Here is a 19,564-nt window from a genome sequence, read left to right as displayed (position 1 = left end):
AGATTTTCAACAGCCTGCTAGTTGAGGACATTGAACCCGGACTCCGACACGTCCCCCCAGAGTACTCAGCGATAGTAACTTTCTGGCCATCAGCCCCAGGCAGGTCATCTGCGAGGTAGCCACAGGGACATGATGATGCTCCAGAAAAGGCGGGGCATGCACCTCCCCTGGAGGGGGTGGTGTCAGGCCCCTGGATTGGGAAATCGGATCAATACTCGTTGGGCAATAGCAGTGTGGTTACGCTGCGATCCCGTTCGGTTATGATCCAGAGTTTCAAGGTCGGTGTGACCTGGTAGGACGACAATAATCGCTCCCCGTGCTTGAGTGCGGCATCGTTTTGGTGCCGGTCGTCGTCGCTGAGATCGCCCCAGTCACCGTTGAGGTGGCGCTGGAGAAAGGGCACGGCATCGAAGACGCCGCGTTGTATCAGATCGCTAATGCCCGTGGTCATAACGACCTGGCCGAGCTGCACGCGTGGTTGATAGGAAATGGCCTGTGCCATGGTGATTACCTCTCGAAGATAAAGGGCCACGGCACCCCAAGGGGATGACTGGCCCCGGTGGGTGGATGAAGGAGACGGCAAGCCGTCTGGGCGACAGGAACAGGGAATGGTCAGGACCTAGCCCTGTGTCAGGCTTTTAGCTTGCGCAGGCCATCCGCGAGCAGCCAGAGTGCGCGGTTGAGCCGCATATTCTGGTCGATGCCCTGGACAGGCCGTGTGCGCTGTTGGCGGCCGTTGGCGCTGCGGCCGGTCAGGCCGCCTTTGATGAGGTTCTCCTGAACCCTGTTGAACGCGGACCATAGGTCCGCATGATTGTCGTCGAAGCGACGGGGCTGCAGGATCTGGTTTTCGGTGACCGGCAGGGTCTTGCCGGGTTCACCGTATTTGAGGGCCAGAGCCGATCTGGCGAAGACCTCGGCCTCGCCGTCGTCGAGCGTGATGGCACGCATGGCGTCGCGCGAGTCCTGCACCTGCTCGAACCCATGCAGCACCTCGTAGGCGCCCTCGATCACGCGATCGGTGACGTTGCCCTTGTGAGGCACGCGCACGTCGGCAAACATGTCGCCGCACACCAGGCCGTTCTGACAGACGAAGCGGAACATGCCCGCCAGCATCTGGTAGCTGCTGGTGCCATCGTGCGAATTGAGCAGGATGATCTCGTTCGCCTCGGTGCCGTTGATCTGGCTCGCATGGCGAAGGCGTAGCATGTGCTTGGTGTAGTCGCGGCGGTCTTCCTTGCGCACGCGGGTTTGACACACCATAAATGGCTGGAAGCCTTCCCTGCGCAGTTCGGTCAGCACAGCCGCTGTGGGGATGTAGCTGTAACGTTCGGAGCGGCTTGCGTGCGGGGTGTCTGCGAAGATGGAGGGCGCGACGGTGCGAATCTGGTCATCGGACAGGGGATGATTCGAGCGCAGCACCGGGGAACGATAAGCGAAGCGGGATGCAAGTTGCATGATGATCTCCTTGGATGAAATACCGGAGTTCCGCCCCTCTGGGTAGGAACCCTGGCGGGTGATGGAGTGCCGCTGACGCGGCGGTTGGAATCAGGCCATGGCGAGATGCCAGTCCTGGAACATAAGCGGCCACCGGCATCGGGCATGGCGGCGGCCGCTGTGAGGGGGTAGTTGAAAAATTAAGTCAAGGTCAGAACGACTCGGCTACCGCCGGTGCGTGTGCCTGGACGGCGGCTTCACCGACAGGCTCCGCTGCGGGAGCCGGGGATGCATCTTGAACCGGAGCTTGCTCCTGGATAGGCGCGAGCGTTGGCTCTTGGGAGCTTTGCGCGTCAGTTTCGACCGGGCGGGGCTCGGCCTTGTAAACCTGCTGCCCCTCGACCTTGATCCAGCTGATGAACAGCAGGCGGGCTTTGAGGCTCACGCCCTGTTCGCCGGCACGCTTGCCCTTGGTGTAGGTGAAGGTGTCGGCCCAGAGATCGCCCAGGCGAAAGCCGATCATTACTTTCTTTTCGGCGTCGACCGCTTCAAGGCAGCGACGGACCAGGTGCTGTGCTTCCGAGCCCGATACACGGGTGTCGAAGCGGACATAGGACACAGCGTCGCTGGGACCATTGAGCGCCGCGATATCGCAGGCCAGGAAGGCATCGCCTTTCTTGGGCCTGACCTCGCGGATGCGGTTCAGATAGCCGAGCCCGGTGATGTGCAGGTCGAAGTACGACTTTTCGTTGGATGTGGTCATGGTGAATCTCCTGATGGATCAGAGTGCGGAGACACACCCGACCCGACGGGGAGGTGTGGAACCCCCGCGCGGGTTGGTGGAACAGCGTCTTGGCATCGCCGTCGCAATGACGGTCGTTCGCGTATCGATGCCGGTGCGAACTGGCTCGGTCACGCGGCAGAAACCGCGCCGCAACCTCGAAGACCGACGGTTGCCTGGCATGTCGCTGACGGCGTCAGCGGAACATGGGACCAGCCTGCCAGCAGCACGCGGGGTGCGCGATGGAAAATGGATATCGGGGACCGACCTCATTATTGAAGGTAAAGCCTCTCGGCCTGCGTGCACTGAGGATGCAGCGGATCATGGGCGTTGAGGCACTGAGGCGCTGCGACGGATGGGCTCACCCGCCGCGATAATTCAGCAACAGATCGGCAAGAACCTGACGCTGCTGCAGATCCAGGCCACCCAGAGCAGGCAGGCCTTGGAACCCGCAGCGGCGGAGCATGGCGTTCCCCTCGGTGGTATTGTAGAAACTGACCATGGCCGACAGGAACAGGCGCTGCCCATGATTCAATACGCTGAGGGCGTCGATGAGGGCCTGGATGTTGGGACGTAGCTCCCACTCGCTGGTCGCGCGCTGCAGGCCCTCATGGGTGCCATCGCCAAACCATTGCGGCCCGGCGAGCACGACGCCACGCTTCCAGGCCTGGAAAAACGCTTCGGGAGCGTGGGCAAAATGCTGTTCTTCCTTGGCGATCCGGTCAATCACGTCTCGAGGCAGGGGGTGATGCATGGCACTACTCCTTAATCGTTTTTAGTCACAGGTCGGCGCCAAGCATTGACCCGGCAGTAGGTTGACGTCATGTGGCAATGGGGCGCGGGCACTTCTCGGATTGATCGGCCGGCAGGCGATGGTGGCCGATACAGGGTTAACGGACGGGAAAACGGGAGAAAGCGCCGAAGGCCGGAACGACATTCGGCTAGGGAGGAACACACCACCTGTGGGCTGGCGCAGGGTTCAGCCGTCGCTAAAGCCGTTCGCTGTCACCGCATGCTCACCCGGCTCGTATCGTGGCTGGAGCCGGTATTTACTGGCACACATCCGCGCACAAAAGGCGCCCGTTGTTTCACCGGTGGGCACCGGCACCGAATACCGTCGACCCGACGGGTCTCCTGATAGTCCGCGTGGTGGCAGATTCAATCGAAACAGCCTGGCAAGGTATCAGGGGACCCGTCGCGGCGGACGCAAACCGCACTGATCAATAGAATGCGCGACGCGCGATTCGAGGAAAAACGACCTTCTCGCCCCGTGACCATTGCGGATCTGGCGGGACGCGCACACCGTCGCAGAAGGGGTCGCGTGCTGGGAGTCCCGCAGGGAGGCGGGACGCTTGTCACGTTGACAGTGTCGGCCATTGCGACAGACGGGATCAAGAGGCTTTGGGTTTACCACGGCGCTTGCGTTGGGTGCCGCGCTTGGCGGATGGGACCGGCAGTGTGCCTGTACATTCTGGATAGCGGCTGCAGGACCAGAATGCGCCTGTTCTGCCGGTACGTTGGCGCGTGGCTGCACCGCACTGCGGACAGGCTGGCCCCTCGGGGACCTTGATGGCCAGGGTCGTGCCGCGGTACTGCGTAACCAGTTGTGCGATCCAGGCCGACTGTTTCTCGATGAACGTCTCCAGAGTGATCTGACCGGCTTCGATCATATCCAGCGCCTGCTCCCACACCGCCGTGGTACCGGGATCGGCGATTGCTGCCGGAACCGTATCAATGAGCGTGACAGCCGCATCGGATGCGCGGATGGCGCGTCCCTTTTTTACCAGATAGCCGCGGGCGAGCAGGCCGTTGATGATGCTGGCCCGTGTCGCTTCGGTACCGATGCCCACGGTGTCCTTGAGCTTTTGCTGCAGCCGCGGATCAGACACCAGCCTGGCGACCCCCTTCATCGCCTTGACCAGCTCTCCCTGGGTGAACGGCCGTGGGGGCAGCGTCTTGCGGGTCTTCAACTCGACGCCGGTGACGGGGCATGAGCGTCCTTTCTGCAGTGGCGGGAGCGTCTGGCTACGAGTGGTGGATTCCGTGTCGGCATCCTCTGGCTCAGGCTCTGTGAGTACCCGGCGCCAGCCCGGTGTCACGATCTGCTTGCCAACCGCCTGGAGCGTCTCGCGGCCGCACGACAGTGTGGCGGTGGTGCGATCGAATGCGTGATCCGGCAGAAACTGCGCCAGGTAGTGGGCCCGGATGCGTCGATAGACGGCCAGTTCCTTGTCACTCATTTTGGCAAGATCGACAGGCTCCAGTGTGGGAATGATGCCGTGGTGCGCCGTCACCTTGCCGTCGTTCCAGGCGCGCGAGCACCGGGTTGGGTCCAGCTGGTCGATCACGGGTCCTAGCGCAGGATCCGTCTTGAGCAGACTGGCGAGCACGCCTGGCACCTCGGCCAGCATGGACTCGGGAAGGTAGCCCGAGTCCGAGCGTGGGTAGGTGGTGGCCTTGTGCGTCTCGTACAGGGATTGCGCGATGTTCAGCGTCTCCTGCACATCCAGTCCCATCTGCTTGGAACAGACTTCCTGCAGCGTCCCCAGATCGAACGGGAGCGGAGGCGCTTCGCGTACCCGTTCGGTCTCGACCGTGACCACCTGGGCGATATTTGCGGCGCGCAGGAGCTGCGTGGCCTGCTGGGCAATCGCTTCCTGCAGGCAGCGGCCCTTGTCGTCCGCGCATGCCTGGGGTGCGAGCCAGTTGGCGATGAAGGTTTGGCCGGCGTGGGTCAGCGCGACATCGATGGTCCAAAACGGCGTTGAAACGAATTGCGCTATGTCGCGATCGCGATCGACGACCAGGCGCAAGGTCGGCGTCTGCACACGGCCCACCGACAGTACGCCGTCGTAGCCCGCTTGCCGGCCCAGCAGGGTGAATAAACGACTGAGGTTCATCCCGATCAGCCAGTCGGCCCGGGCGCGGGCCAGCGCGGAGTAGTACAGCGGCAGCGTCTCGGCCGCTGGCCGGAGTGCGGCCAGTGCCGTGCGGATCGAGGCGTCGTTCAGTGCGGACAGCCAGAGTCGCTGGAGTGGACCGCGGTAGCCGCAGAGGTCGATGAGCTCGCGGGCGATCAGTTCGCCCTCACGGTCGGCATCGGTAGCGATCACCAGCTCGGTGGCCTGTGCCATCAGCTGTTTGACGACGTTGAATTGCGCGGCGGTCTTGGCCTTGACCTCAACGCGCCAGTGCTTAGGAATAATGGGTAACTGCTCGAGGGACCAGCGTTTGTACTGCTCGCCATAAGCCTCGGGCGGTGCGGCCTCGATCAGGTGACCGATGCACCAGGTGACGACGGTGTCAGGGCCCTTGAAGCAGCCATTACCGCGCTGCGTCGCACCCAGTACCCGTCCAATGTCTTTGCCCTGGGACGGCTTTTCGCACAGGTAGAGTCGCATGCGGCCTCGTCTGCATCATTGAGTTCATTCGGTGTACAGCAGCATGCCCCGGGCGCCAAACGCCTACCGCAAAAAAGCGGACTGCGAGGTCAACCGGTTACTCGTGGTCGGGCAGGGTAGCAGAGTGAGTTTGCTCGGTGTGCAGCGGATTTTGGTACGAAAGCCTCCTGCCCGGAGCGCGCGGATTTCAGTGGACGTCAGTGGAACTATCCCCTGGGGATAACGTGGCGAGGTAGCAGAGTGAGTTTGCACGGTGCGCAGCGGATTTTGGTACGCAAGTGTCCTGCTCGGAGCGCGCGGACTGCAGTGGACGTCAGTGGAATTATCCCCTGGGGATAGCGTGGCAAGGTAGCAGAGCGGGTTTGTTCGGTACGCAGCGGTATGTTGTACGCAAGCCTCCTGCTCGGAGCGCGCGGATTGCAGTGGACGTCGGTGGAATTATCCCCTGGGGATAACGTGGCAAGGTCGTGGTGCGGGGGAGGCGCAGGGAACAGCTGCCGGGTTGGCGGCTGCTCCCTGTGGGGGGCGGATTTACACCGGTGCGGGGGCCTGCTCACCGCTGGCCGGCTTCTCGCTGAGTGTCACCGACGCCAGCCGGAACGGCAGGATGCCAACACGGCGAGCCTCGATCTTGAACGTAACGCGCTCGTTCTCGTCGGCATCCTCCCATTCGTCACGTACGGCCCGGCCTTCGATCAGCACGCGCATGCCTTTCTGGTAGAGGCCGGCCCATTGCTCCGCGTCGCGATGCCAGATCTCGACAGGCGCCCAGAAGCCACCGCGGTCCTCGTAGCTGCCATCCCGCTTCGGAATGGGGTTGTCGAAGTAGACATTGAGGCGCAGCAACCGGTTTGGCTGGTCGTTGCCGTTGGCAAACTCGCGGTATTCCGGTGCCGAACCGATGTTTCCTTCGCCGTAGAAATGGGTGCTCATGGTGAATTCTCCGAGGTGGTTGGTCGCTCTTTGTTGGCAGGGGCAGTGCAGAAAAAAGGGATGCCGGTGAACTAGGGTGGCAGCCGATCCGCTGACGCAGTGATGGAAGGTACCGCCAGGCGCTGCTGGTACGCGGCATCAGCCGCGGCCATCTTGTTGGCGCAGTCATGGGCTTGACGCCCGAGGCTGTGCAGCAGGCTGATCTGCATGTTCAGCGTGATGCGCTGGTGCTCGAGCGCTAGCAGGTCAGCGAGCAAATGGACCGGCGTGCCGGGCCTGTCCATCATCGCCTGCCACAGCGCTACGCCCATCGCGGAACGGTCGGGTTTGCGCCAGCGCAGAAAGGTAGTGCCTGCGCCAGTGGTCTGCTGGGCCAGTTCGACGGGTAGCAGCCGGAACGGATAACCGCTCACTTGTGGCAGTACGCGCCGTTGCGCCAATGCAATCAAACTGTCTCGCAGCGCGTGGCATTGGTTGGCCCAGTCCTCCAGACTCCCGTTACCTTTAAAAGGCTTTAAAAGGCCTTTTAGATAGGCTGCGTGTTCCAGGCGCAGGAAGTCTTCCTGTTGCAACGGCTGGAAATACCGCCGTTGATGTTGAGCCTGTTCCGTCATGCTGAGTCCTCCCCGTTGGTGCCAGTGGCGTCGACCGATGTCGAGGTATCGCCCTGCGTATCGTCAGGCTCAGACTTGCTGGCATCGGCATCGGCATCGGCATCGGCATCGGCATCGGCATCGGCATCGACATGGTGCTGGTTTGCCCGCCGCATGATCGGTGGTGCGAAGCCTGATCGCTGCGTTCCCTCCAATACGTCCTGCGGCAGCGCTCCAAACTTTTCCAGCGCCGCCCGGGCTGCTGCATTGTTGGCCGCGAAATCGTCACGGCAGCAACCGGAGTAGCGGTATTGCTGGGCCAGCGAGAACAAGCTGCGCAGCGCATGGGCGCCGTCATTGAGCCAGCGTTCGAGTGTGCTACGGTCGATCAGTGCGGTGTGGTGGGCCAGGATGAGCTTGCGTGCGAGATCGTCGTAGTCCGCCAGGAGGTAGACCGCCGCAAAGCCCAGCTGGGCATTGACGAACAGCGGCAGCTTGACGGGTTGAACGTTGAGGTTTTCCCCCAGGCTGAGGGCGGACGGTACCGTCGCGAGCGCCTGGTCCACCTGTTCACGCAGCGACTGCAGGGTCGCTTTGGTCTGCTCCAGCTTCTCCTCGATGCGAAGCATCCACCAATCGCTGTAGGGGTCGTCCTGCTCGGCACCCCGTTTCATCTTGTTCATCACGGCGATGAAACCGTTGAGGCCGACGATCGCAGGCTTGCCCTCGGCAGCGGCCCGGCCGTGCCAGATGCGCGACGCATGATGGGTATGCAGCGTCAGCGACATCGCGCTGCGCAGTGACCCGAGGTTGAGTTGTAGTGGTCCTGTGTTTGCCATGGTGAGGACTCGCGGTTGAGTAACGAGTCGATAGCATCGCCATCAACCGGAAGGCTGTCAGTCAACTAAAGGAACCTGAAGCGTTCCCGGATTTGTCGAAGGTATGGCTGAAGGTATGGCTGAAGGCATGGCTGGCGCGAGCTATCCCCTGGGGATAACGCCAGGGCGTTCCACTGAGGGTTACGTTGCCAGCGTCAGCACTCTGATGACCGTCTAGCTATCGCGCAGAAACTCACGCAACCTCGCGAGGTATTCCAGGGCGACCTCAGGCGGGGCGACTTTCGGTTTCGACCTTGATGGCGTTGATGATGCTGGCGGTGGTCGTGGTGACGGCGATTGTGGCTTTGCGGTGGGCGAGGCGGCCACCGCCGGACCGAGCCAGGCGTTGAATTCGCCTTGAAGGGCACGTTGGATGATGCCGAACAGGTAACCGGCGGGATTACGGATGGTGTCAGCCAGGCAGCGGGCGTCCCATTCGTCAAGCACGGCCTGCTGCAGTGTCTCGTCCAGCTGTTGCAGCGCCACCAGGACGCCGGCCTGCTGCTCGTCTTTCAGGCGCGTGAAGCGTTCGGGCAATTGCAGCCCCTCGTGCGCACGTGCGCGCGGTATACGTATTTTATTATTACTATTACTTACAGTACGGTCCTCCTTCGGATTCCGAAGCCTGCCGTCAGCTGGGGCTTTCGACCCTGGTTCGGATTCCGAAGCGAGGCCTTTCTGATTCCGAAGACGGGGTTCCTGATTCCGAAGAAGGGTGGTGGAGCCTTCTTCGGAATCACGCATCGCCCCGTCCTGTTGATGGTGTTTTGAATCCATGTCGTGGTCAGTCATTCGCTGCGCCAAAACCTGCAGGCGGGTTGGCAAGGTGCGGCCACTGAGCAGCGGATCATCGGCGATCTCTTTCAGGGCGTTCAGGCCGACGGTCCGGACTGCTTTGGCGGCGTGATCGAGCGCTTGGCTGACCAGACCGAGGTAGTCCGCATCGAGCTGCATCGCCTCAAACGGGGTCAAAGGCTCGTCATGCAGTACATATAAATTGCCCAGGATACGTCCCGATCTCGGGTCGCGGCGCCGACGCACCAGGCTGAGCCAGCGCGTTAGCCGCAGCAGCGTCAGGGCGCGGGCCACGGTTTCATGAGAGGCGCGGGCACCGCAGGGCATGGAGGCCAGATAGGGCCGCAGCTGATCGTAGGTGGGCAGGGTGGTGACGCCATGGTCGTTAAGCAGCAGCCGGAATACCTGCCAGGCATTGCGCTCCAGCGGAGTCAGGCGGGTGTCGAGAAACAGCGCTCGAGGCACGCTCTCGTGACGGTTGCCACTGTAGAGAATGCCGTCGCCGTGCGCGGTGGCGTCTTGCTCTGTGGGTGCCAGCTGTTTCAGGACGCCATCAAAGAGGTCGGAGAGCGGGACGGGGCTTAAATGCCGGGATGGATCATCCGCCGCCATGGCCTATTCCAATGCCTGGTCAATCCAGTTTCGTATGGCCGCCCAGACCACTGACAAGGGCAGTGTCATGCTTTCCGACAGATCCATGGCGACATCCAGCATGGACGCGGCATCGTCCGCTTCAACGCCCCTTTGCGTAGTGAGTTGTCTCCAGCGCTGCCACAGCGCCGTATCCTGTTGCTCGTCGAGCACCGGGTGACGCCCCTTGCGTTTCGGCAGGCCGAGCACGTCTCGTCGCAAGGCGATTTCCTGGTGGGTGAGGCCGTAAAACCCACTGACCATTTCGGTACTGGCGCCGAGCCGCAACATGCGATCCACCTTGGCTATTTCCTGTTCCACGTCTTGCGCCTGGTTCAGTAATCTTTTGAGAACATCGCGGTTGATCGAAACTGAACACCAGGACACAGTCGCATTCACAAGCACACTCACCATGGCCGGATGCTTCAGCGCTTCGAGCTCCGTTTCACCGAAGCCCATCGTTTTGCAGCGGCGTAGCTGGCCGTTGCGCAGGTCGTGCAATGCCTGGGCGATCACGGCCTGGTTGAGCGGATGTGGTGACGACATGGTGGCCTCCCTGGCTCAGAATCCTCAATCTGCATTGCCGGCCTCAAGATCAAACAGTCGTCGCGCCAGGCGCAATAGACGGAACAGTTTGACGAGCGCCGTGTCGCTCAGCCGTCGGTCCGGATCGCCCTGGCCGTACAGCAGGGTTGCCAATTCGTTGGACAGCAATCCTCGCTCCAGGCCTGTAACGGCCGCCGCTGCTTCACCGTTCAGCGACAGCAGCAGGACCAGAACCGTACCGGGAAAGGGCGGCAACGCCTGCAGTTCACTCGTGGGCGGTAGTACACAGGTAAAACCGATGCCGCCATCACGAGGCACGATGTAGTCGGCGATCGACGCTTCGCTGGCAATTTCCCGCGCGAACTGTGCGATGTGTGCCCGTAGTCTGTCCGGTACGTTAAGACCTGGCTCGATGTACCAGACATCTGAAATGGGATACAGCCCACCGGCCTGGATCGGGATCGCCTGCAGCACCCTGGACTCGAAGTCGGGCGACGCCTCGTCGCCTATTTGCTCGGCCATCAGGCGTTGAATGGACTGGAGCCGGTTGGTCGTGGGCGCCTCGGACACTATATGCTCCTGCACGAGGCTACCTGTCAGCGAGGTATCGTCTTGTGCTACGTTCCCGAGTTCGGCCGTGCCGCCTTGTGGCGTTGAAGTCGAAGGCTGTGTGACGGGTGTTTTATCTGGCTGGGCCGATGCGGTCGTGGGGGATTCGACCCTCGGGTGTGGTGTGAAGGGAGGCGAAGGATGCATCGAAAGTTCGGGTTCGATAGGAGACGGCTCGCGGGTTAACACGCGTTGCCGGTGTTCGCTTTCATTCAGATCCAGGCTCAGGGCGTCGTAGTCGACATCCAGTCGTTCGGCCATCTGACCGATCATTTCGTCCTGTACCCGCTGGGCGGAGAAGCCATCCGGCTCGGTATCGAACTGTGCCAGCGCGTCCTGGAACAGCGATTCGAACTCCATTCCCACGTCACGCTTGGCGGTGTGGTGTTCCCAGATCCTTTTGCAGGCGTTGCGCATCACAGCGAGCCGTTCGACTTGATGCCGGCCCAGCCCGCCGTAGAGAAGGTTCGGAATCGCCGGCAGCAGGTAGCGCACGGCGTCATGCATGCGGCTGATATGCGATTGCTGCACCGGATAGCCATCTGCACTCAGGCGACGGGCCAATTCGGACTGGGACAGCGTGCCATCGCGCTCCTGCTCATAGAGCTCGCGGGCTTTTTCCACCCCCAGAGCCCGCTCGATGAAGGTCAGGCCGCCGCGCAGTTCATTCTCGGCCAGGTGGCCTGTCAAGGCGACGATCTCGCCGCGCTCCGGCCAGGGGCGGAATAGGCAGGCAATCCGAAAGAAGCGTTCCTCCCGGGTCTCAGCCCAAAGCTCTCGCAGGATCGCCAGTCGGGTGTTGCCGCCGTTGCGGATGATAAAATGCTCGCCACCGGGGCGTCGCGTGATTGCTGGCGGCGCATCCAGGCCCCGCTCGCGGATCGAAGCCTTGATCTCGTTGTAGACCGGATTGCGCTTGACGCGCGGATCATGGTCATAGGGACGCAACTGGTCGAGTGTCACCACCATTGGGGTGTCGGCGATCGGATCACTCAAGGTGTTGGCAGCAGGGCCGTTGCGTTCGAAGCTTTCGGCCAGCAGCTCAGTCGCCATCTGTTCTGGCGTTAGCTCATTCATGCCTGCACTCATCAGAAGTACTGCCCGTTGCCTGTCTGGCCGCGCGGCGAAGCTGGGCGCGGGCGTTCAAGCTGGCGCGGTGGTCGCTGGCGGTGGAACTGGTGTAGATCGAGGCGTGGCCGGGCTTGCTAAATTTCAGATGGCCGCCCGGTGTGCGTTTGATGCACCAACCTTCGTTCAGGGCAAATGCGATCAGTGCGCGCAGCCGCTTGTGGCCGCGCGCGACTTTATAGGCGCGGGCCATTATCGTCACTCCGCGTCTCGCCGTTTGTCTGGGGTTTACCGGTCACGGACGCGAACTTGTCGCACCAGGCCGGGAACAGCTCGCAGGCCAGCGTGCGCATGGTATCGAGTGCGGCCGGCGCCACGCGACCGGTGGGTGCGCGCTGCTCGATACGGTGTACCGGTAAACGCCTGGTCGATGCCCGGGGGTAGGTTTCAATGGCCGGGACGATGGCAGTCAGAACCTGCACACCGCTGCGCGCCTGGAACACGTGTCGCAGTGACTGGTGGATCAGCCTTGCATTGGTTGAAACGGGGTGCACCCGATTGATAAGCAGGTGCAAAGGCGGTGGGTTAATGCCCAGGTGACGGTAAGGGGCAAGGTCGTCGATCAGCTGCAGTGTACCGCGGCGTAGCTCGCGCGCCGCCAGAATCTCCGGCGTGACAGGTGACAGTGCCAAATTGGAGGCCAGTACCGCCATTTCCAGGAGCACGCTGCGTGCGCCCTGGGTGTCGATCAGTACCAGGTCATAGCGCGACGCCAGCATGGGTAACAGATGGCGCAACCGCAGGCGCCCATCGGGGGCATGCAGCAGCAACGTATTCAGATCACCTCTGTCGTCGTTGGATAGCACCACATCCAGGCCCGTGACCGCCGTGCGGGACACCAGCTGCTCGAGGCTTTGTTCGTTGAACGCCAATAGCTCATAAATGCCGCCCTGCGCGCGGTGGGTCAGCTCGAAGTAGGATGACAGTGTCGGCTGCACGTCCAGGTCGAGTAACAACACGCGCAGGCCAGCATCGGCGGCGAGACCACCCAGATTGGCGGCGGTGGTGGTTTTACCCACACCACCTTTGGTCGAGATAATGGATACCACCTGCATGGCGTTCTCCTTGTGGATAGAAAAGGCGTTCATAGGTGCCGAATCAGGCCCGGTTATTGAGCCGGTCGGCAATCCATTGGTCGATCTCGTCTGAATCCCAGCCGACAGCGCGAACTCCAATACGCAGCGCCTTGGGGAAGTCGCCTTTCTTCATCAGGTTATAAATATGGGCGCGTTTGAAACCAGTCTTGGCTTCCACTTCCTCGCGCCGAAGAATACGGCGCTCGCCGGGAGCCATTGAGGGTGATTGAGACATGAGGGACACTCCTTAACGCTTAGCAGCGTTCGTTGGCGTGACCCTCATTAAATAGGCGCGGCTACCGAAGTACATTGCATATGCAATTTACGGGACTGCAGCTACAAGCTGGTATTCTTCAGCAAATCGTATTACGCAGTTTGCGTCGGGCGCTGGCAAACTTGCCGTTCAAGGTACGTTCGGTAATTCCCATGATGCCGCTGTGGTTGGCGATCAGTGCGCTGACGATGGCGTCCTGCGTTTTAAAACTGGAATAAGGCATACCCGAGGGGGAATGGCCCAGCATCAACTCGAGAAGACTGCCGATAATGTGCAGATAAGTGCACTCGGCGCGATCGCTGATGGAATACTGGTCGCAGGCCGGACTTGTTTTGCTCTGTTTCGATAGTCCGTCATACTGCTCCTGGAGAGCGACAAACTCACGGCGGCAGTGTTTAAGTTGTGCTTTCAAAGCCTGGCGCTCAATCAGCATTGCTTGGCCTGCTTCCAGCGTTATGACCGGATGAGTGATCCGCTCTCGGCGACTGAACAGAAAGCGCGGACGCTGCTCAGGGTAGTGGTCACGCATCCAGCGCTTGAGATCGACATGGCGGATGGTCAGATCGGAAGAATCCCAGAGCGATGGGTCGTTCAGGGTGATGCCATCCAGGCCGTACGGTAATTCGCCATTGACGATGGCATCGTAGATTCGGTCCGTGCACAGGCGGAGCTCGTTACTTCTCGGGCAGTAAAGCTTCTCGGGTAAATGTCGAGGCGGCGACATCGTAGATAGAATGTCGTTCTCGTACGCCAATAACCCTGCCCAACGGATCGCAGCCTCAATGGGGCGATAGTAAACCTGCGATAGCGATTTGCTTCCGTGCATACATCCATCTCCTTGGATTCGCGTCTGATAGCTAACGTCTAAATGTCATTTGCATTCCTTGGGGTCATGATAATAAAGGGGTTGAATTCAACGTTAAATGAGGTTTTTTACGATTTTATATGCACAGTTGATCAACTTTAAACGGAATAATCAGTAATCTATTCTGAAAAAGCTGTAAAATACGAAGGCTATTGGCAGAGGGGTATGTGAACTGGTGTTTTTAGTATCTGGATGATGCGAAATTGCTGTCTAGAATGACGCATTGATAAGACGGTTAAAAATGACAGTTGGGTGTGCTAGTTCTGACTTTTTCTCTCCTTCCTTGTACGTTTATGTGTCGATGACCCTTTCTTTATGCTCAGATACACTGCGGAGCTATTTATAGCTAAGTATTAAATCATCGTCACTCCCGCGGTAGCTATTAGGGCGGTGTGATCCAGTCCCGTCTGTGCGAAAAGAACGGTTCATTGACGGACTGGCGGCCCGCCTTGGTCGGCGTTAGTGGAAATGACGATTCAGCGTTTGCTTCGGCGTTCTGGCCTAGACTCGCTGACAGGAGATGAGGCAGCAGCAATTGCAGAGTTCGGAACACAGCCCGAATTGGCTGGCTGAGGAAATTGGCGTCACCGAAGCCTGCTTACTGGGCAAACAGTTCCAGTGGCGGCTCAAGCCTATTCGTCGTTGGTATCGCCGGAAACCAAAATAATCTCGTCATCTCGACTTCGAAATCATCCAGATAGCACCGACGGCAGGGTAGGGACGTTGTCTTTCGGCTGAACCTGGGAGAGAGCGTCATCATTGCTCGTCCGTTGGTGCTGCATGGTAATGACCGCTCAAGGTGCTATACGGTGACCTTAATGGATTGCCGTAGATTTTGTTGGATTCGTCTGTTTGACGGGTCCAAAAAACAAGGCTAATATTGTGGCCACCTTCTAATGAAGGTAGGGAAATAAGTCTTATAAATTAACGATTTAGAGCTCTAATGTTTGTCTCGTTTCCCGCTCCAGATCATTCCGTACTTGGTTTTACTTCTCTTTATATTCTCTGTTCTGTTCTGTTCTGTTCTGTTCTGCTCCGCATCTTGTCACGCCTATGGATTGTGCACTTTTCGTGCATCATTTTTCGCTAACGTCTTCATTATGCGACGCTGGGTACTATAGTTAGCCGATAAAAGGGCTGCTTTGGGCTCGACTTCGTTTTTTTACAGTCCGTCGCTGGTCGTTGGTTTCTGGATCTAAATGTTCTGCTGCGAGTGAGTGCCGTTCAAAATAGGCAGGAAGTGATCTGAGGCGCAGGCTTGTGCGTAACGGAACTGCTAATCTTTACTCGCTGTCATCTGTAAGTGAAATCGTTTTCGGATTGTAAGATCTGCGTTGTGCAGGAGTGCGTTTATTTGCACAATGGGCGCTACGTGCCTGTTATGGATAATGGGTACCAACAACTGCATTATTCACAAGATGATGCAGTGTTAGTACCAAGGCGGGCGTTCTTCATTTCGGTTGGAAATGGGGTTACAGGGAGAGTTCACATTGCTGCATTCTGAAACGAATTCATTTTGTCGTGCATTGGCGCTGGCGCCCTGTGCGGTGATGATTGTGTCGCCCCAGGGTGAGACCCTGTGGGTCAATGAGGCATTCTGTGCCTTGTCCGGGTGTCAGGCGCAGGAAGCCTTGCACCGCGCGTCGTTGTCCTATTTCGAGGGAGCATCCTCGGATCCGCAGCTGCTGCAACAAATCGATCCGGCACAATCCGCCGGTGACCCTCTTGATGTTGAAGTTCCTTTTTATCCGGCAACGGGGGTTATGCGCTGGGTGCGCCTTAGAAGTCAGTCTTTGTGCGAGAGCGAAAAGCCGCTGGAGGCGCTGGCGTGGTTTTGCACTGATGTGACGGATGAGCGGCACAGGCGCGGTCTGGCGCAGTTGCGTGCTTCACTGCTGGAACCAGTGGCTCTGATCAGGCCGCTGGCAGATCAGCTGCAGTCATTGGCGCAGGGCGTTATGGCGCTGTTGCCGGGGTCGGGTGTCGTTATTCTGCTGCTGCACAATGGCGAGCGACTTAGCTGTGGTGCCTCTATCGGGCTTCCCCAGTGTTACCTGGATGCTATAGAGGGTGCAGTGCCGGGGGCTTTGCCTGGGCTGGCGTCCCTTGCGATCAGTCGGGCCGAGCCTGTTCGGGTGGATGATTTGGCGAGCTGTTCAAGCTGGAGTCTGCATGGGGATGTGCTTGAGGCGCTGGAGTTTTCGGCGAGTCTGTCGCACCCGGTGGTCAGCGCCGGCAAGATGTTGGGGTGCATCGAAATCTATCACCGGCCGGGTGCAATTTCGCCGAACGCTGTCGATGAGGTCGCCGCGGTGGCGGCAAGCATTGCGGCTATTACGTTGCAGCTGCGCGGTGATCGGGATCGGCTGCGAGCGCTGAGTTGCGGGATGAAACAGGCAAACCTCGCCATGGCCATTCTGGACGCGCGCGGCCAGGTGGCGGAGATAAATGACTGTTTTGAAGCCCAGACAGGTTTTGGGCGGGCCGATTTAGTGGGGCGGCATCTGTCTGTACTCAATTGCAGTGATGAAGACGAACAGGGCTGGGGCTCCTGGTGTCAGGCGTTGCTGTCCTCCAGTGGCTTTGATGGTGAGTTGGCGCTAAGGCGCAAGAGCGGCGGCAGTTACCAGGCGGAAGTGACCTCGACGGTGTTGCGGGATTCGCGGGGGGATATTAGCCATTACGTGTCTGTGCTCAAAGATGTGACCGAGCGTCGGGAAAGTGAAGCCTTGCTGCATCAGTTGGCCTTTTTCGACCCGATGACGGGGTTGCCAAATCGCCGCTTGTTGCTTGATAGACTGGAGATGGTGCTGGCGTCCGGGCGTCGTCATCGCCGGGTATCAGCGCTGATTTTTGTCGATCTGGATCAGTTCAAGCGTATTAATGATGTCTTTGGCCACAGTGTAGGTGATACCGCATTGAAATTGCTGTCGCAGCGCCTGGAAACTCTGGTGCGTGAACAGGATACGGTGGCACGGCTTGGTGGTGACGAGTTTGTGATACTACTGCCGGATGTGGGGGCCAGTGTATCGGCCGATGTTTCACGCACGGTTCGCCGAGTTGCAAGCAAATTGACGCTGTCGCTGCGCGAGCCATTTGAAATAGGCGATCATCAGCATCATCTGCAGGCATCCATGGGCATTACGCTCTTGCCCAAGGGGCTGGAAACGGCTGAAGACCTGCTGCGAGAGGCTGACATAGCGCTCTATCGCAGCAAGGCTGCGGGGTTGGGGGAAGTGACCTTTTTCGAGGCGGGCATGCAGCTGCAGGTGCAGGAGTTTGCTGATCTGGAGCGTGACCTGCGCCACGCGCTCGCGCATGGTGAACTCTTTATATTCCTGCAGCCGCAGGTAGATGTTGATGGGCGCACGGTTGCGGTTGAAGCGTTGACAAGGTGGTGTCATCCAGCGCGGGGTTTTATTTCGCCGGTGAATTTTATCCCGGTGGCCGAGGAGTCCGGGCTTATTGTAGAGCTGGGAGCCTGGATATTTGCCGAAGTGTGCAAGTTAAGCGTGCGGGTTAGTGCTGCCAATCAAATGCTGCCCATGTCAATCAACGTCAGTTTGCGGCAGTTCCAGCAAGCGGGTTTCGTACAGAGCATCAAGGATATTCTGGATCAGACCGGAGCAAACCCTGAGAACCTTGTGCTGGAAATTACCGAGAGTCTGCTGGGTGACGAAATGGGTGACGCTGTGGGGGTTATGGCGGAGCTGGCGGGTCTGGGCTTGCAGTTTTCGATTGATGACTTTGGCACCGGTTTTTCCAATCTTGCCCGCCTCAAGCAAATGCCGCTGCGCGAACTCAAGATCGACAAGAGCTTCGTGCAGGATCTGGCGGAAGGCAACAATGATGCCGCTATTGTTGAGGCGATACTGGGTATTGCCAAGAGTCTGCAGCTGTCGGTTGTGGCTGAAGGGGTTGAAACCAGAGCCCAGGCTGACTTCTTGCGCGCTAGAGGCTGTGATCGGATGCAGGGATATCTTTTCGCGCGACCCGAGCCCGCCGAGGCGGTTCTCAGACCGTGGCTCGAGCCTGTAGTTGCAGCCGGTGACGCATTGCGCGCCGAGTCCAAGCTTCATTGAGTGGTGTGTATATGGATAGCGAAAAGACGATGGATGTTCTCGCACTGGCATTTCTTGAAAAGCTGCCGGCACGCATACAGGCAATCAGCGCACAGGCCGGGCGTGTAGGGCCAGGATGCTGGCCCGCGCCTGCGGTGCAGGAGCTGTGTCGGTTGGTGCATAGTCTGGTGGGTGCAGCGAGTACCTTTAGTCAGCCGGGGATTGGCGACAAGGCGCGCTGCCTGCTTGATTTTATTGAAGGCTGGAGTGCGGAGAATACGGGGCCGACAGAGACGGAGTGGGCTGTTTGGACGGGGTTGCTGGAGGCCATGAAAAACGTGCCGCTGGCGAGCCCGCAGCAGCGGCGCTGGTACGATAGTGCTGTGGTTGATGCCGGTACGGCCCAGACGCGGGGCGCGGCGGGTTCACCAAGGCCCTCCATCGATGTACTGGAAGATGACCCAGAGCAGGCCGAGGTGTTGTGCAAGCTGCTTGAATCCCATGGCTACGATGTGAGTGTGTACAAGGCGACCTCTGGCTTCAGAAGCGCCTGGCTGACCGGGCACAGGGCCGACCTGGTACTGGCCGACATGGTATTCGCCGAGCGGGTGCAGGCCGGTGCCGAAGTTGTGGTAGAGGTACTGGCCACGGTAGAAAACCCGCCACCGGTGGTGTTTCTGTCTGCCCGCGATGATGTGTCAGCGCGCCTGGCGGCATTTCGTGCCGGAGCTTCCCGCTATCTGACCAAGCCGGTGCAGCCGACCCGGCTGTTCGAGTTGGTGGACGAGCTTTCGCTGCGTCGCCCGGCTGCGCCCTATCGTGTGATGGTGGTGGATGATGATTGCCGCCAGGCCGACCTGACGGCCAGGCCTCTGCTCGATGCCGGCATGAGTGTGCAAGTGCTGAACAAACCGCTCGAAACGCTGGATGTGCTACGCAGCTTCGGGCCGGACCTGCTGTTGCTCAATATATCGATGAAGCAGGTTAGTGGTCCGGAGATTGCGGCGATTCTGCGGGAAGAAGATCAGTTTGCCTTTCTCCCCATTCTGTTTATTTCCGCGGAAAAGAGTGAGGCAACGCAGTTGATGGCGCTGGGTTTGGGGGGAGATGACTTTCTGCTCAAACCGATACGCTCTGTTGCATTACTCGCCGCGGTGCGTGCCAGGGCCTGGCGAGCTCGCCGTATGCGTTTGCTGGGGACGCGTTATCAGGCGCTGTCGCATGAATATGACAGCCTGCTGGATGGCGTTACCAGGAGTGTCCCCCTGGCGCTGGCTGATGCCACGGGTAGCCTGACATCCGTGAATGATCGGTTGCACGGTTTGCTTGGGTACGAGGATGCGGAGTCCTGGCGCCAGGAGGGTATGCCGGTGCTGTCGCAGCAATTGCAGGATCTTATTGTCATGTGCCTGGCGGTGGGTGAAACCTGGCAGGGGGAAATGACATTGCAGCATCGCAATGGCCAGGGCATTGCTGTAGAAAGTACCATTACGCCATTTTTGGATGCGGGCGGGAGCTCCTGCAAGGCATTCGTATTCGTTCAGCCCATGTGAGTGT

The 19,564-nt window shown here is 59.6% G+C and carries 17 protein-coding genes; 2 read left to right on the top strand and 15 right to left on the bottom strand.

Annotated features, from left to right (window positions below; translation table 11 throughout):
* Positions 1-208 precede the first annotated feature (208 nt).
* The 15 genes from MPRO_RS00760 to MPRO_RS00685 all read right to left on the bottom strand — a co-directional run bounded on the left by MPRO_RS00760 (position 209) and on the right by MPRO_RS00685 (position 13,907).
* Complete coding sequence (locus MPRO_RS00760; protein ID WP_067285905.1) at positions 209-502, bottom strand: hypothetical protein; 294 nt, start codon at positions 500-502, stop codon at positions 209-211.
* A gap of 128 nt (positions 503-630) precedes the next feature.
* Positions 631-1,458 (bottom strand): DUF932 domain-containing protein, encoded by an 828-nt coding sequence (locus MPRO_RS00755; protein ID WP_067285903.1) that lies wholly within the window; start codon positions 1,456-1,458, stop codon positions 631-633.
* 190 nt (positions 1,459-1,648) lie between these two features.
* Positions 1,649-2,200, bottom strand: a complete 552-nt coding sequence (locus MPRO_RS00750; protein WP_067285901.1) for an STY4534 family ICE replication protein — start codon at positions 2,198-2,200, stop codon at positions 1,649-1,651.
* Between the two features lie 379 nt (positions 2,201-2,579).
* Positions 2,580-2,972, bottom strand: a complete 393-nt coding sequence (locus tag MPRO_RS00740) for a hypothetical protein (protein WP_067285897.1) — start codon at positions 2,970-2,972, stop codon at positions 2,580-2,582.
* Between the two features lie 637 nt (positions 2,973-3,609).
* Positions 3,610-5,619 (bottom strand): DNA topoisomerase III, encoded by a 2,010-nt coding sequence (locus MPRO_RS00735; protein ID WP_067285895.1) that lies wholly within the window; start codon positions 5,617-5,619, stop codon positions 3,610-3,612.
* Positions 5,620-6,150: 531 nt separating this feature from the next.
* Positions 6,151-6,552, bottom strand: coding sequence for a single-stranded DNA-binding protein (locus tag MPRO_RS00730; RefSeq protein ID WP_067285893.1), 402 nt, complete (start codon positions 6,550-6,552; stop codon positions 6,151-6,153).
* Positions 6,553-6,623: 71 nt separating this feature from the next.
* On the bottom strand, positions 6,624-7,166 hold the full coding sequence (locus MPRO_RS00725; protein WP_067285891.1) for a DUF3158 family protein: 543 nt from the start codon (positions 7,164-7,166) through the stop codon (positions 6,624-6,626).
* Positions 7,163-7,984: a PFL_4669 family integrating conjugative element protein gene (locus MPRO_RS00720; RefSeq protein ID WP_067285889.1), complete on the bottom strand. Its 822-nt coding sequence runs from the start codon at positions 7,982-7,984 to the stop codon at positions 7,163-7,165. The genes MPRO_RS00725 and MPRO_RS00720 overlap by 4 nt, the downstream gene beginning before the upstream one ends.
* 213 nt (positions 7,985-8,197) lie before the next feature.
* Positions 8,198-9,430, bottom strand: coding sequence for an STY4528 family pathogenicity island replication protein (locus MPRO_RS00715; RefSeq protein WP_067285887.1), 1,233 nt, complete (start codon positions 9,428-9,430; stop codon positions 8,198-8,200).
* Positions 9,431-9,433: 3 nt separating this feature from the next.
* Positions 9,434-9,994 (bottom strand): DUF2857 domain-containing protein, encoded by a 561-nt coding sequence (locus MPRO_RS00710; protein ID WP_067285885.1) that lies wholly within the window; start codon positions 9,992-9,994, stop codon positions 9,434-9,436.
* Between the two features lie 24 nt (positions 9,995-10,018).
* Entirely contained in the window at positions 10,019-11,680 is a 1,662-nt protein-coding gene (locus MPRO_RS00705; RefSeq protein WP_067285883.1) for a ParB family protein, read from the bottom strand.
* Positions 11,673-11,924 (bottom strand): cobyrinic acid a,c-diamide synthase, encoded by a 252-nt coding sequence (locus MPRO_RS00700; protein WP_067285880.1) that lies wholly within the window; start codon positions 11,922-11,924, stop codon positions 11,673-11,675. Before MPRO_RS00700 ends, MPRO_RS00705 begins: the two co-directional genes overlap by 8 nt.
* Positions 11,908-12,819, bottom strand: coding sequence for a ParA family protein (locus tag MPRO_RS00695; protein ID WP_439646774.1), 912 nt, complete (start codon positions 12,817-12,819; stop codon positions 11,908-11,910). The genes MPRO_RS00700 and MPRO_RS00695 overlap by 17 nt, the downstream gene beginning before the upstream one ends.
* A 10-nt stretch (positions 12,820-12,829) precedes the next feature.
* On the bottom strand, positions 12,830-13,042 hold the full coding sequence (locus MPRO_RS00690) for an AlpA family transcriptional regulator (RefSeq protein ID WP_067285875.1): 213 nt from the start codon (positions 13,040-13,042) through the stop codon (positions 12,830-12,832).
* Positions 13,043-13,160: 118 nt separating this feature from the next.
* The gene (locus MPRO_RS00685) at positions 13,161-13,907 is read right to left on the bottom strand and encodes a hypothetical protein (protein WP_067285873.1); all 747 of its coding nucleotides are present in this window, start codon (positions 13,905-13,907) and stop codon (positions 13,161-13,163) included.
* Positions 13,908-15,436: 1,529 nt separating this feature from the next.
* On the opposite strand from MPRO_RS00685, the gene MPRO_RS00680 reads away from it, so the two are divergent.
* Both MPRO_RS00680 and MPRO_RS00675 read left to right on the top strand, forming a co-directional pair.
* Positions 15,437-18,028, top strand: coding sequence for a GGDEF and EAL domain-containing protein (locus tag MPRO_RS00680; RefSeq protein WP_158651706.1), 2,592 nt, complete (start codon positions 15,437-15,439; stop codon positions 18,026-18,028).
* An 11-nt stretch (positions 18,029-18,039) separates the two neighbouring features.
* A complete protein-coding gene (locus MPRO_RS00675) occupies positions 18,040-19,560 on the top strand; it encodes a response regulator (protein ID WP_067285870.1) in 1,521 nt (506 codons plus the stop codon).
* The last annotated feature ends 4 nt before the right edge of the window (positions 19,561-19,564 follow it).

The organism is Marinobacterium profundum (assembly GCF_001528745.1).
GTDB classification, from domain to species: Bacteria; Pseudomonadota; Gammaproteobacteria; order Pseudomonadales; family Balneatricaceae; genus Marinobacterium_A; species Marinobacterium_A profundum.
This window is presented reverse-complemented; position numbering and strand designations above follow the sequence as displayed.